13 protein-coding genes are annotated in these 13,066 nt (G+C 58.8%); 11 read left to right on the plus strand and 2 right to left on the minus strand.

Going from position 1 to position 13,066, the window contains the following annotated elements; genetic code table 11:
• Positions 1-120 precede the first annotated feature (120 nt).
• Together aroA and cmk are read left to right on the plus strand one after the other, a co-directional pair.
• Positions 121-1,467, plus strand: a complete 1,347-nt coding sequence (aroA, locus tag ACR0J2_RS11405) for a 3-phosphoshikimate 1-carboxyvinyltransferase (RefSeq protein ID WP_480812626.1) — start codon at positions 121-123, stop codon at positions 1,465-1,467.
• A complete protein-coding gene (cmk, locus tag ACR0J2_RS11410) occupies positions 1,464-2,081 on the plus strand; it encodes a (d)CMP kinase (RefSeq protein WP_480812627.1) in 618 nt (205 codons plus the stop codon). The genes aroA and cmk overlap by 4 nt, the downstream gene beginning before the upstream one ends.
• A 17-nt stretch (positions 2,082-2,098) precedes the next feature.
• Here the strand turns inward: cmk and ACR0J2_RS11415 are convergent, their stop codons facing one another.
• On the minus strand, positions 2,099-2,578 hold the full coding sequence (locus ACR0J2_RS11415) for a YHS domain-containing (seleno)protein (protein ID WP_480812628.1): 480 nt from the start codon (positions 2,576-2,578) through the stop codon (positions 2,099-2,101).
• A gap of 216 nt (positions 2,579-2,794) precedes the next feature.
• Here ACR0J2_RS11415 and ACR0J2_RS11420 point away from each other — a divergent pair, with 216 nt between their 5' ends.
• Entirely contained in the window at positions 2,795-3,319 is a 525-nt protein-coding gene (locus ACR0J2_RS11420) for a hypothetical protein (RefSeq protein WP_170807701.1), read from the plus strand.
• 314 nt (positions 3,320-3,633) lie between these two features.
• On the plus strand, positions 3,634-5,319 hold the full coding sequence (locus ACR0J2_RS11425; RefSeq protein ID WP_170678278.1) for a tryptophan halogenase family protein: 1,686 nt from the start codon (positions 3,634-3,636) through the stop codon (positions 5,317-5,319).
• A 134-nt stretch (positions 5,320-5,453) separates the two neighbouring features.
• On the opposite strand, the gene ACR0J2_RS11430 is transcribed toward ACR0J2_RS11425, so the two are convergent.
• On the minus strand, positions 5,454-6,932 hold the full coding sequence (locus ACR0J2_RS11430; RefSeq protein ID WP_480812629.1) for a sulfatase-like hydrolase/transferase: 1,479 nt from the start codon (positions 6,930-6,932) through the stop codon (positions 5,454-5,456).
• Between the two features lie 160 nt (positions 6,933-7,092).
• Between ACR0J2_RS11430 and ACR0J2_RS11435 the strand changes: the two genes are divergently transcribed.
• From ACR0J2_RS11435 to trpB, 7 genes are all read left to right on the plus strand, one after another.
• Complete coding sequence (locus ACR0J2_RS11435) at positions 7,093-7,419, plus strand: DUF6525 family protein (protein ID WP_480812630.1); 327 nt, start codon at positions 7,093-7,095, stop codon at positions 7,417-7,419.
• Positions 7,420-7,663: 244 nt separating this feature from the next.
• Complete coding sequence (rpsA, locus tag ACR0J2_RS11440; RefSeq protein WP_170613425.1) at positions 7,664-9,340, plus strand: 30S ribosomal protein S1; 1,677 nt, start codon at positions 7,664-7,666, stop codon at positions 9,338-9,340.
• 272 nt (positions 9,341-9,612) lie between these two features.
• Positions 9,613-9,897, plus strand: coding sequence for an integration host factor subunit beta (gene ihfB, locus ACR0J2_RS11445; protein WP_037310872.1), 285 nt, complete (start codon positions 9,613-9,615; stop codon positions 9,895-9,897).
• Between the two features lie 7 nt (positions 9,898-9,904).
• Positions 9,905-10,255, plus strand: a complete 351-nt coding sequence (locus ACR0J2_RS11450; RefSeq protein ID WP_170613423.1) for a LapA family protein — start codon at positions 9,905-9,907, stop codon at positions 10,253-10,255.
• 5 nt (positions 10,256-10,260) lie between these two features.
• Entirely contained in the window at positions 10,261-10,905 is a 645-nt protein-coding gene (locus ACR0J2_RS11455; RefSeq protein ID WP_170613421.1) for a phosphoribosylanthranilate isomerase, read from the plus strand.
• A 47-nt stretch (positions 10,906-10,952) separates the two neighbouring features.
• Positions 10,953-11,288: a hypothetical protein gene (locus ACR0J2_RS11460; protein ID WP_480812631.1), complete on the plus strand. Its 336-nt coding sequence runs from the start codon at positions 10,953-10,955 to the stop codon at positions 11,286-11,288.
• A 67-nt stretch (positions 11,289-11,355) separates the two neighbouring features.
• Complete coding sequence (trpB, locus tag ACR0J2_RS11465) at positions 11,356-12,603, plus strand: tryptophan synthase subunit beta (RefSeq protein WP_170613418.1); 1,248 nt, start codon at positions 11,356-11,358, stop codon at positions 12,601-12,603.
• Positions 12,604-13,066: the final 463 nt, after the last annotated feature.

Raw genomic sequence — 13,066 nt, forward strand, 5'->3', positions numbered from 1 at the left:
AATAGCCTGAAACCTGCTGATGCCCCAAATTCTGTTCAATCTTGCGGTCGCATTGCCGCTGGACCAACCGGCCCCAATTCGCTAATCGGCTTGAGCACTGATAGCGCAAAAGGAGCCCCCATGTCCGGACACGGAACGCCCATCCCGATGACGTCGCATCCCTGCGGCCCGCTGACCGGCACGGCAGAGGTGCCCGGCGACAAGTCGATCTCGCATCGGTCGCTGATTCTGGGCGCGATGGCGGTTGGCGAAACAAGAATTACGGGTCTGCTTGAGGGCGAGGATGTTCTGGACACCGCCAAGGCCATGCGGGCCTTTGGGGCCGAAGTCACGGATCACGGCGGCGGCGAATGGACCGTGCATGGCGTCGGGGTTGGCGGCTTTGCCGAGCCCGATCAGGTGATCGACTGTGGCAACTCGGGCACCGGAGTGCGCCTGATCATGGGGGCGATGGCGACGTCGCCTATCACCGCGACCTTTACCGGCGACGCCAGCCTGAACAAACGCCCCATGGCGCGGGTCACCGATCCGCTGGCGCTGTTTGGCACGCAATCTGTCGGTCGTTCCGGCGGGCGTCTGCCGATGACAATCGTGGGCGCGGCCGAGCCAGTGCCGGTTCGCTACGAAGTTCCCGTCCCCTCGGCTCAGGTCAAGTCGGCCGTCCTGCTGGCCGGTCTGAACGCACCGGGCAAGACCGTGGTGATCGAAAAAGAAGCCACCCGCGACCATTCCGAGCGGATGCTGGCCGGTTTCGGAGCGGAGATCACGGTTGAGGACACGGACGAGGGTCGCGTGATCACGCTGACCGGTCGCCCCGAGTTGAAGCCGCAGGTTATTGCCGTTCCGCGGGATCCGTCCAGCGCGGCCTTCCCGGTTTGCGCGGCGCTGATCACGCCCGGTTCTGACGTACTGGTTCCGGGTATCGGTCTGAACCCGACCCGTGCGGGGCTGTTCACGACTTTGCGCGAGATGGGCGCAGACCTGACATATGAGAATGAGCGCGAAGAGGGCGGCGAACCAGTCGCCGATCTGCGCGCCAAATATTCACCCAACATGAAGGGCATCAACGTGCCACCGGAACGCGCGGCATCGATGATCGACGAATACCCGGTGCTGTCTGTGGTAGCGGCCAATGCCACCGGCACCATGATGATGGGCGGCGTCAAGGAACTGCGCGTCAAGGAAAGCGATCGCATCGACGCCATGGCGCGCGGTCTGCGCGCTAATGGCGTGACAGTGGACGAGGGCGACGACTGGTGGTCGGTCGAGGGCCTCGGCATCGGTAACGTCCCAGGCGGCGGCACATGTGAGAGCTTTCTCGACCACCGCATTGCCATGTCCTTTATGGTCATGGGCATGGGTGCGAAATCGCCGGTATCTGTCGATGACGGCGGCCCGATTGCAACTTCGTTCCCTATCTTCGAGCCGCTGATGGCTGCCTTGGGGGCGAAGGTCGAGCGTACATGAGTTTTACGGTCGCCATAGACGGTCCTGCGGCGGCGGGTAAGGGCACGATTTCCAAGGGTGTCGCCGCACATTTCGGCTTTGCGCATCTGGACACGGGGCTGCTGTATCGTGCCGTCGGCAGGCACACGCTGGTTGGTGTGGACCCGGTTGCGGCGGCGCTTGCGTTGACCGCTGAAGAACTGGCTCAGGGTGATCTGCGAACGGCTGAGATTGCACAGGCAGCCTCGAAAGTTGCGGTGATCCCCGAAGTGCGCGCCGCGTTGGTGGATTTCCAGCGCACCTTTGCCCGCCGGGCGGGGGGGGCCGTGCTGGACGGTCGCGATATTGGAACTGTGATATGCCCGGCGGCGGAAGTGAAACTGTTCGTCACCGCCAGTGCCGAGGTGCGCGCAGAGCGTCGCTATCTTGAACTCAGCGCGAAAGGGGCTGATGTCACACGCAATCAGGTCCTGGCGGATGTACGGGAGCGTGACGCGCGGGATGCGGAACGCAGCGCGGCGCCGATGAGGCCCGCAGATGACGCGGTTCTGCTCGATACCTCTGATCTGAGTATCAAAGCTGCATTGGAACAGGCCATAGAGGTCATCAAACAAAAACGACCCGCGACACCTTAGTGCCGCGGGCTGCCTGATTACAGTTCGCCGACGGCAATGCTTTTGATGCTTGCCCACTGGTCGTCAGCTGTTTTTGCCGTGGCGGTGACGTCCTTCAGGAACGCAGCGCGGGTATCGGCGTTCAGGAACAGGTACAGTTTTCCATCAGCCACCAGATACTGATCCGGGTCGCCGTCGAACTTCTTGCCTACGGACACGCCATACGAGCAGAATCCGCCATGCTGCGGAAGATAGGCGGCCGGGTTGGCCTCGAACGCCTCGCGGTTCACGGCGCTGGTGAAGTAGTACGACGCTCCGTCGTAGGTGGCGGAATGGGTTGCAAAACCCTCTACCGGGTTGCCGTCATTGACCAGCGCGACCAGATCGACGCCATGGGCCGCCAAAGGTGCGCCCGCCGCCGAGATGCCGTTCGAAACGTTGATTTCATCGGCGGCAAAGGCCGGGGCAGCGATCAGCGGCAGGGTTGCGATCAGAGTGGTCAGGACCAGATTTTTCATTGCATTTCCTTTCGTGTTCAGGTTCGGGCTGGCTGGTGCGCCAACCGCTGAAACAAAGATAGGCGGCTGTTATTGTACGAACTATCGCAGGAAGGCCGTCAGATTGTGCAGATCATTCAAAGATGGGGCTTGCCGGGAATGCTCCTCACCAAGCTTTGTTTGGCCAGTGAGAAGGTGGCTTTCTATTGTGAAGGGATAGTCTGCAGGAGAAGTGCCATGATCCGACTAGCCGTATTGCTGATTTTTCTGGCCGGAGGACTGGCGGCTCAGGAGGGGCAGGCGCCTGAGCCGGCAATGGATTACGAGCGTCTGGGCAAGATCATCTTTGCGCTCGACCCAGAAGCGCAACCGCAGGGCCCCGGGTTTCAGATGACGGTTGCGGATTATCCGATGTTGGTGGTGACAGACATTCATGCCGACCGGATGCGCGCCATGGTCCCGATCCGCAGTGCCGAGGGGCTGTCGGATGATGATCTGCGGCGCATGATGCAGGCCAATTTCGACAGTACGCTGGATGCGCGTTACGCGATCGCCAATGGCACTTTGTGGGCTGCGTTCATCCACCCGTTGTCTTCACTGAGAAAAGACCAGTTGATCTCGGGGCTGGCCCAGACCGTGAACATCGCCGCGACCTACGGCACCCTTTATACCGGTGGTGCGGCAGAGTTCGGAGGCGGCGACAGTACCGACCTGCAGCGCGCCCTGATCGAAGAGCTTTTGAAGAAGGGTGAGGAAATCTGATCCGCGCCCGAAACTGGGGTTTTTCCTGATACTGCCCTGTTTCGCAGGGACCCAAGTTCTGAAGACGATGTGAAGCACCCTGGCGACTGGTGCGCCATGGTTTCATGTGCTGCCGGGAGCAAAGCGATGAGTGTTTTCTGTTGCGATTTCGGACGCATGGACGGGTCTGAATGCCATATTTTCATAGGCTCTAGCTGAAAGCAGGAAAACTGCTATAGTTTCCCACAGCGAAAAGGGAAGGCTGCCACACAAGCCCAAAAACAAAAAAGGGCAGGCAGCTAAAAAATCCCCCAAGCCAACAGGGACAGAAATACATGAATAATCGTTTGAGCAAAATCACCATCGTAGGTGGTGGTACGGCTGGTTGGATGACCGCCTTGATTCTGGAAATGGTGCTTTCACGCACGTCAGCACCCAAGGATCGCCCGCGTATCTGCCTGATCGAAAGCCCGAATATCGCCACCGTTGGAGTTGGCGAAGCCACGGTTCCGCGCATGCCCGTCACGCTCCGGCAGGCAGGCATATCAGAGCGGGATTTTTTCCGCGAGACCAACGCATCGTTCAAGCTGGGTGTGAAATTCTGCAACTGGAACAAGGACGCCAAGGGCAATCGCATCGACTACGTGAACCCTTTTGCCCATGGCCAGATGCTGGAGGGGTTGGAGGCCGCCGAATATTTCCTGCGCTTTGGCAATGGGGATCGGGACTTTACGCAATCAATCTCGCCACACGATGATCTGGCGCGATTGTGTAAAGGCGCACGGCAACTGGGTCAGCCGGAATTTGAGCAGCGCTTTGGCTATGCGTATCATCTGGATGCCGTGAAGTTTGCAGGTATGCTGACCAAGGTCTGCACCAAGCGTGGTGTGGAGCATATCCAGGATGAAGTGCAGTCAGTAGAGCTGGATGAACAGGGCAATGTCAGCCACCTGATGTTGGACCGCAAAGGCCGCCATGACGTCGAGATGGTCGTCGATTGCACCGGTTTTCGCGGGTTGATCATCAACAAGGCACTTGGCGAGCCGTTTATGGATTATTCGGATTATCTGCCAAACGACCGTGCCATGGCGTTGCAGATCGAGCATCCCAACCCGGAAAAGATCGAAAGCGTTACGCGGTCTACCGCACTGGGCGCAGGGTGGACATGGCGGGTGCCGCTTTATAACCGTGTGGGCACCGGCTATGTGTTCTCGTCGGCACACCGCACGGATGATCAGGCGGCGGATGAATACCTTGAATGGCTGGGGGACAGCGGCAAGGGGGCGACGCCGCGCGTGATCCCTATGCGCATCGGTCGTGTGCGCAACGCCTGGGTCAAGAACTGTGTGGCGATCGGTCTTTCCGGTGGTTTTATTGAGCCTTTGGAAAGTACCGCGATCCATATGATTGATCATGCAGTGCGCTGGTTCGCCGAACACCTGCCTACACGCGACATGGAGCCGTCCTTGCGCGCCAGATATAACCGGCAGATGGATAAGCTTTATGGCGAAGTTCTGGAATTCATCTGTCTGCATTACCAACTGGGCAACCGCACGGACGACCAATACTGGATCGATGCACGCACCGAGATGAAAGTACCGGATCGGTTGGCCGAGAACCTGGAGTTGTGGCAGCACCGGCTTCCGATGCAGCACGATGTCGAGTTTGCAACGCTGTTTGACCACCGGGTCTATCAGACGGTTCTTTTGGGCAAGCAGGTCTATGATACGGGCTATGGTGAAGGCATCCGTGATCGGCTGCGACCGTTGAACCGACCGATTTGGTTCCAGTGGTGGAAGGGCGCGAAGGGGCACCTTGCGCAGATCCTCAAAACGATGCCGGATCACAAAACGCTGCTACGCGATATCCGGGGAGAACTGGAGAGACCAGCCTTTGGTAAGGCCGCCGCAGTGAAGCCTACAGTGGCCATGCCGGGTGCCGTCCCGGCTCCGGCGGTGATCCACAACATGCCCAATTTTGCCGAAATCCAAAGCGGCGCGAAGGATTTGCAGCTGTTCTAAATTTCCCCGCCTCTCAGAAAGAGGGGTTGGAGGGACTTATGAGGGGCAGAGCTTCGAAACTCTGCCCCTGTTGTGGTCACTCGGGTGATATGAGGACCGCCATTGTCGGAGCCGCCGAGCGAAGTGATCTGACGCTATAGCGCGGATCCCTCGCGCATTTCGTCCTGTTCGGTCGGCGTCGGCGTATGGTTGAAGACGAAGGCCGTGCGGCAAGCGTCTTCCCCTCCCAGCGCTTCGATCTTGCGGCGCTGGTCGGCAAAAGCGCGGGCGTTGATCTCCTCCGGATCGCAGATTTCGCGCAAGCGGCGCTCACCCTCAGCCAGCGCGGCGGCAACGTCGGGTTCGTTTACCCGATCCACCGCGCGGTTCACCAGTTCGTGCGGGTCGGTTTCCAGATCGAATAACTGCGGTGGTTGACCGACGTAGTGGACATATTTCCAGCGGCCCCAGCGCACCATGAAACTGCCGGTTTTTGAACCGCCATCATGGTACTCGCTGAAACCGGTGCGGTCCGGGTCGTCTGGCGCATTGGCGATGGTACGCAGCGACAGGCCGGGCTGGCCGGCGTTCCCTTGGTCATCAGCTACACCACAGACCTCGCGGGCGGTGGCGGCTATATCGGTCAGGTTTGTGCAGGTCGAAACGGTGCGGCCTGCGGGAATACCGGGACCGGCAGCAATCATAGGCACACCGGCGCTGGCTTCGTACATGACCATCTTGGTCCAGAATCCCTGATCCCCCATCATGTCGCCATGGTCCGACACATAAAGGATAACGGTATTGTCCAATTGTCCGCCGGCATCCAACGCGGCAACCACGCGGCCGACGCAATGATCCATGAACGAGGTCAGGCCGTAATAGGCAACCTTTGCCTCGCGCATCTTCCGTTCATCGAAATAGTCCTCGTAGTTGAAGAAGGCGGCGATATTGCGCAGCTCTTCATGTTCGGGCAGGCCTTCGCCGTAACCGACCGGCAGGTCCATGTCGGCGGGGTCGTAAAGGCTGTACCATTCCTCAGGGCAGGTCAGCGGGTAATGCGGGCTGACCAGCGAGACAAAGGCGGCCCAGGGCTGCTCGCGGCGCTTGGGATCCGCCAGCCAAGCCTCGGCGGCGTTTGTGACGCCCCTGTCGTATTCGGTATAGGTGCTGCTGCCGGCACCTACGTCGCCTGCCAGTTCAGCGGCTGAATCGTAAGGCGGTGGGTTTTCCCGTAGCAGACCGACGGGCCATCCGACGCCGCCGACCACGTGCATTGGAATGATTTCTTCCGAAAACCCGTTGTCATCGTCGGCCGACCGAAAATGAAGTTTGCCGATGGAAACCACTTCGCGCCCGGCGTCGCGCAGCTGCCGCATCCAGCTGCGAGGCTCTCCAGCGTAGGGCGAGGCGCTGTCCCAATTGCCGGTGCGGTGCACCCATTCACCTGTGGCCAGCGCTGCGCGGGTTGGGACACACATTGGCGACGGCGTGTAGGCGGCCCGGAACATCGTGCCCCGTGCGGCCAGCGCATCCAGATGCGGAGTTTTCACGATCGGGTGCCCTGCGCAACCCATGGCATCCTTGCGATGTTCGTCCGAAATGATGACAAGAAAATTCGTATTTTGCCGAGTCATGGGGTCCTCCGCCTCACTTCATACCGTCGGGTCGGGCCTGGTCGCAGGTTTGATTGCGACATTCCGGGAAAGTGATTTGGTGTCATTTGCACGGTTGTGTCCTTCTGTACGAAATGTAATGTCATAACATATCGATCTGTTTTTGAGCAAAGGCGGAAATATGGGCGCGACTTCCTCTGGGGGTGTCAGCCGGGGCAGGCACAGGCGGCGAAATCAAAACACCAGTCTCCATCGCAGGATAAGAGGCGGTTCAGCAATGCGGGCTTACGACGCGCTGCCGCCTGAATTGCGTCAGTGGCTTTCAGCCGCCTGCCTTCCGTGGAGCCCGGCGTCCGCAAAGCGAATCTGGATTCGGGCAGGCGGAACCCATAATCCGGAAGCTGCGAAAACCCGGCTGGACGCAATTGAACGGGCAATGCTGAAGCGGGACGCCCGGATCTGGAAGCCAAAATTCGATCAGCCGGAGCAGCAGGATCGCGCCCAATAGGCCATTTACCTTGGAAATATGGGCTTTCCACTTGCGCCGGCCAGCAAATCCGCCTATACGCGCGCTGTCTGAACAAGGGCGGTCAACGTCCGGATGACGTATCTGAGCAGGGCCGGGTCACCTCGGCCCTTTGTGTTTGTGTAATCGGATGCGCCCCGGATCACGTCCGAAGACGTCATGAAACAAGACCGGCGGAGACAACCGCTCGGCCAGTAAAAACGTATGTAAAGGAAAACAACGCCACATGGCTAACGCATCCATGGAGGAATTCGAAGCCCTCCTTAATGAAAGCTTCGAAATGGACACACCCGAAGAGGGTTCTGTTGTCAAAGGCAAGATTCTGGCGATTGAAGCCGGTCAGGCCATCATCGACGTCGGCTACAAAATGGAAGGCCGCGTTGATCTGAAAGAATTCGCAAATCCCGGCGAAGCTCCTGAAATCGCTGTTGGTGACGAGGTAGAAGTTTACCTGCGCGCTGCAGAAAACGCCCGTGGCGAAGCCGTCATCTCGCGCGAGATGGCCCGCCGTGAAGAGGCATGGGACCGTCTGGAAAAAGCATACGCCGACGACCAGCGCGTCGAAGGTGCAATCTTTGGCCGCGTCAAAGGTGGTTTCACTGTCGATTTGGGTGGCGCAGTTGCGTTCCTGCCCGGCTCGCAGGTTGATGTTCGCCCAGTGCGCGACGCTGGCCCGCTGATGGGTCTGAAGCAGCCGTTCCAGATCCTGAAAATGGACCGCCGCCGTGGCAACATCGTTGTATCGCGCCGTGCAATCCTGGAAGAATCGCGTGCCGAGCAGCGTGCCGAAGTGATCGGCAACCTGTCCGAAGGTCAGACCGTCGAGGGTGTTGTCAAGAACATCACCGAATACGGTGCATTCGTTGACCTGGGCGGCGTTGATGGCCTGCTGCACGTCACCGACATGGCATGGCGCCGTGTGAACCACCCGTCCGAGATCCTGACGATCGGCGAAACCATCAAGGTTCAGGTCATCAAGATCAACAAAGAGACCCACCGCATCAGCCTGGGCATGAAGCAGCTGCAAGAAGATCCGTGGGATCTGGTTGCTGCCAAGTACCCGCTGGGCTCGGTTCATCAGGGTCGCGTCACCAACATCACCGACTACGGCGCGTTCGTCGAGCTGGAAGCTGGTGTCGAAGGTCTGGTGCACGTGTCCGAGATGTCCTGGACCAAGAAAAACGTCCACCCCGGCAAGATCGTTTCGACCAGCCAGGAAGTCGACGTCATGGTTCTGGAAATCGACGGCGCCAAGCGTCGCGTGTCTCTGGGCCTGAAGCAGACTCAGCGCAACCCATGGGAAGTGTTTGCAGAAACACACCCCGAGGGCACCGAGGTCGAAGGCGAAGTCAAGAACATCACCGAATTCGGTCTGTTCATTGGCCTCGAAGGCGACATCGACGGCATGGTTCACCTCAGCGACCTGTCCTGGGACGAGCGTGGCGAGGATGCGATCCAGAACTACCGCAAAGGCGACATGGTTTCGGCCGTCGTTTCGGAAGTTGACGTGGAAAAAGAGCGTATCTCGCTGTCGATCAAAGCCCTGGGCGGTGACAAGTTCGCCGAAGCCGTGGGCGGCGTGAAGCGTGGCTCGGTCATCACCGTTGAAGTCACCGCGATCGAAGATGGCGGCATCGAGGTGGAATATGAGGGCATGAAGTCCTTCATCCGCCGTTCGGATCTGTCGCGTGACCGTGCCGAGCAGCGCCCCGAGCGTTTCTCGACCGGTGACAAGGTCGACGTCCGCGTCACCAACGTCGACAGCAAGACTCGCCGTCTGGGCCTGTCGATCAAAGCACGCGAGATTGCCGAAGAGAAAGAGGCCGTGGAACAGTACGGTTCCTCCGACTCGGGCGCATCGCTGGGCGATATCCTGGGTGCAGCGCTGAAATCCGGCGACTAAACCTCAGGCTGTTCGAAGCAGTCGAATTTCGGCCCCGCACGTCAGTGCGGGGCCGTTTTTGTTGCGAATCAATATGTTCTGATTTCCAGGCCCAACTCGGGCAACAGGCGTTCTTTGGAGCCCGGAATCAGGCTCGCAGGCAAAAAATTGCGTGAGAATATGGCAAAATGATGCCTCGGCACGCGGAGTTTGCGTTCCCCCGTTCCGCGTTTTTTCTTATACTGTCCAAAACAATAGACATGGTAATCCGGTCGCCTGGGAGGGTAATGCCTATGATCCGTTCAGAATTGATTCAGAAAATCGCCGACGAGAACCCGCATCTTTATCAGCGTGACGTTGAACGGATCGTGAATACCGTTTTCGAGGAAGTGACCGATGCTATGGCCCGCGGCGACCGGGTCGAACTGCGCGGATTTGGCGCTTTTTCTGTCAAACAGCGGGATGCACGCGTCGGCCGCAATCCCAGAACCGGTGAGACCGTGCAGGTCGAGGAAAAATGTGTACCGTTTTTCAAGACAGGCAAGTTGCTAAGGGATCGTTTGAACGGTAAAGCCTGACCTTATGATGCGCTACATTCGATATGCTTTTCTTGCGGTCCTCGGGATCACCCTGATCTCGATTTCGCTAGCCAATCGCGAAATGGTTGAACTCAAGCTTATGCCGGATGCCTTGTCCGAGCTGGCTGGCTTCAACCTCAGCACCTCGTTGCCGCTGTTCCTAGTTGTTCTTGGGGGCGTGGTTGCCGGGCTGGTCATAGGCTTTCTTTGGGAGTGGCTGCGCGAACACAAGCACCGCCGCGACGCGACGGCCAGCAAAGGCGAAGTGCGCAAACTTGAGCGTGAGGTCAAGAAGCTCAAGAAAAAGCAGAATCAAGGCCAGGATGAGGTTCTGGCTCTGCTGGACGAGGCCAGCTAAGCGGCATGTCTACTGAAATTAGTGTGAAAATCTGCGGCTTGACCGCCCCGGCTCAGGTGCGCGCGGCCGTAGATGCTGGTGCACGATACCTGGGATTCAACTTCTTTCCCAAGTCACCCCGGTATGTCACGCCCGAACAGGCGGCTGCGTTGATGGCTGACGTGCCGGTTGGCGTGGCCAAGGTGGCCCTGGTCGTGAACCCCTCTGACGATTTGCTGGACAGTATCACTCAGGCCGCGCCCTTCGATATGTTGCAATTGCACGGCAGCGAAAGTGCCGAGCGTGTGCGCGAGGTCAAGGAACGTTACGGCTTGCCGGTGATGAAGGTCATCGGTGTGGCAGATGCCGAAGATCTGGCCGCCATCGACATCTACAGCGACGTCGCGGACCAGCTTCTGATTGATGCCAAAGCCCCCAAGAACGCGGTCTTGCCGGGCGGTAACGGGCTGGCGTTTGACTGGCGGTTGCTGGCTGGGCGCAAATACTGGCGTAAGCCATGGATGCTGGCCGGCGGCTTGAACCCGGAAAACGTGGCCGAGGCCATTCGGATGACGGGAGCACGGCAGGTAGATGTCGCCTCAGGTGTTGAAAGTGCTCCGGGGATCAAGGATTCGGGCCTGATCAACGCCTTTATCGAAGCCACCCGGTGATCTGATCGGGCCGCCATCGCGTATCTCCTGTTAAGGAGTATGAATGGATGCTGGCCGCAATCGGTGGAGTTGCCCTGAGAAACTGGTATCACGCGCCCGAGTTTTTCTGGCGCGCGCGCCAGGCTTATTTGCAGGCCCGTGACGATCCGCTGTGCCTGCGGGTGGAACTGTTCCCACATCAGGGCCTGTATTTTTCGCTGAGCGTCTGGCACGACGCCGAGGCCATGCTGACATTCGCCCAGTCCGGCCCGCATCGGCGCGTTGTGCAGGCGGCCTACCGGTTGGCGGAGGTGCATGAGTTCCATCATTTCAACTGTATTGCCGTGCCAAGCAGAGACCAGGCGCTGCGGGTTTGGTCTCAGCATGTTCATGCGGCTGAATGATACGTTTTGCCATGGCAAATCCTGCCGCCACCTCCTATGAACAACGGGTACGACGAGGGAGACATCCATGGCCAACGATCTTTTCAATTCCTTCATGTCCGGCCCCGACGAACAGGGCCGTTTCGGCATCTTCGGCGGACGGTTCGTCAGCGAAACGCTGATGCCCCTGATCCTGTCGCTGGAAGAGGAATATGAGAAGGCCAAGGACGATGCGACCTTCTGGGCCGAGATGGACGATCTGTGGGCCAACTATGTTGGCCGCCCGTCGCCGCTGTACTTCGCGGAACGCCTGACCGAACATCTGGGTGGTGCAAAGATATACCTGAAGCGTGACGAGCTGAACCACACCGGCGCGCATAAGATCAACAACGTGCTGGGCCAGATCATTCTGGCGCGGCGCATGGGCAAGACCCGGATCATCGCGGAAACCGGGGCAGGGCAGCACGGCGTGGCCACCGCCACCGTCTGCGCCAAGTTCGGATTGAAGTGCGTGGTCTACATGGGGGCCCATGACGTGCAGCGTCAGGCCCCGAACGTGTTCCGCATGCGCCTGCTGGGGGCCGAGGTGATCCCTGTGACTTCGGGTCGCGGGACACTGAAAGATGCAATGAACGACGCGCTGCGCGACTGGGTGACCAATGTGCGCGATACGTTCTACTGCATTGGAACGGTTGCTGGTCCGCACCCGTACCCGGCGATGGTGCGCGATTTTCAGTCGATCATCGGCAAGGAAGCCAAGGAACAGATGATGAAGGCCGAAGGCCGTCTGCCCGATACGATCATCGCCGCCATCGGTGGTGGGTCGAACGCGATGGGCCTGTTCTACCCATTCCTCGACGACAAGTCCGTGAATATCATCGGCGTCGAGGCGGGCGGTAAAGGCGTGAACGAAAAGATGGAGCATTGCGCCTCGCTGACCGGTGGTCGTCCGGGCGTTTTGCATGGCAACCGAACCTATCTGCTGCAGGATGACGACGGCCAGATTCTTGAAGGCTATTCCATTTCCGCTGGTCTGGACTACCCAGGCATCGGGCCAGAACATTCATGGCTGCACGAGGTAGGGCGTGCGCAATATGTCTCGATCACGGACAAGGAGGCGCTGGAAGCGTTCCAGCTGTGCTGCGCAACCGAAGGCATCATCCCGGCGCTGGAACCCAGCCACGCACTGGCCCATGTGATGAAGATCGCCCCGGAACTGCCCAACGATCACCTGATCTGCATGAACATGTGCGGACGCGGCGACAAGGATGTTCAGACGGTTGCGAAATACCTGAACTTTGACATGTCCGATACCGAAGGCCGCGAGGCAATCTAAGCCTCTGATTTCGTCAGCGTAAGTCAGACAGATGTTGCACGGCGGTGGGTCCGAGAATCATTGGACCTGCCCCGGTCGCCATACTGCTTTCACTGTCTCGCAATTGCGGAAAATGAAGCGCTTTGGTGCGGATTGTCTGGCTTTTACCGGGTTAGCTTGCAGTGCCGAAACAGCCCTCCTGTAAGGTCTGGTTAGAAAGCTGCTGTGTTTTCCCAGGATTTTTCTTCCAACCCTCAGAATTATTTGTCAAATAGGTGCCGGGATGACCCTCGCCGCAAGCGCCAGATTCGGCGCATCTGGCAAATTCGATACACGCGAAATAATTGAGATTTGGTGAATCTGTACAGCGTTTTGAATTTGAATAAACTCACTGTCAATTCGCAACTTCTGGTTGCTAATCATAATGTGCCCCGGACGGTGTCAGAACTCAGTTGCGCGTTCGGAATGGCATGTCATAAGGCGC

The organism is Ruegeria sp. CG4, assembly GCF_056537185.1.

What these genes read in the sequence shown, in the direction of transcription:
- ACR0J2_RS11455 (WP_170613421.1), top strand. Translation starts at nt 10,261, where the DNA reads ATGTCTACTGAAATTAGTGTGAAAATCTGCGGCTTGACCGCCCCGGCT.
- ACR0J2_RS11435 (WP_480812630.1), top strand. Translation starts at nt 7,093, where the DNA reads ATGGGCGCGACTTCCTCTGGGGGTGTCAGCCGGGGCAGGCACAGGCGG.
- rpsA (WP_170613425.1), top strand. Translation starts at nt 7,664, where the DNA reads ATGGCTAACGCATCCATGGAGGAATTCGAAGCCCTCCTTAATGAAAGC.
- ihfB (WP_037310872.1), top strand. Translation starts at nt 9,613, where the DNA reads ATGATCCGTTCAGAATTGATTCAGAAAATCGCCGACGAGAACCCGCAT.
- ACR0J2_RS11430 (WP_480812629.1), bottom strand. Translation starts at nt 6,932, where the DNA reads ATGACTCGGCAAAATACGAATTTTCTTGTCATCATTTCGGACGAACAT.
- ACR0J2_RS11450 (WP_170613423.1), top strand. Translation starts at nt 9,905, where the DNA reads ATGCGCTACATTCGATATGCTTTTCTTGCGGTCCTCGGGATCACCCTG.
- cmk (WP_480812627.1), top strand. Translation starts at nt 1,464, where the DNA reads ATGAGTTTTACGGTCGCCATAGACGGTCCTGCGGCGGCGGGTAAGGGC.
- ACR0J2_RS11415 (WP_480812628.1), bottom strand. Translation starts at nt 2,578, where the DNA reads ATGAAAAATCTGGTCCTGACCACTCTGATCGCAACCCTGCCGCTGATC.
- ACR0J2_RS11420 (WP_170807701.1), top strand. Translation starts at nt 2,795, where the DNA reads ATGATCCGACTAGCCGTATTGCTGATTTTTCTGGCCGGAGGACTGGCG.
- aroA (WP_480812626.1), top strand. Translation starts at nt 121, where the DNA reads ATGTCCGGACACGGAACGCCCATCCCGATGACGTCGCATCCCTGCGGC.
- ACR0J2_RS11460 (WP_480812631.1), top strand. Translation starts at nt 10,953, where the DNA reads ATGCTGGCCGCAATCGGTGGAGTTGCCCTGAGAAACTGGTATCACGCG.
- ACR0J2_RS11425 (WP_170678278.1), top strand. Translation starts at nt 3,634, where the DNA reads ATGAATAATCGTTTGAGCAAAATCACCATCGTAGGTGGTGGTACGGCT.
- trpB (WP_170613418.1), top strand. Translation starts at nt 11,356, where the DNA reads ATGGCCAACGATCTTTTCAATTCCTTCATGTCCGGCCCCGACGAACAG.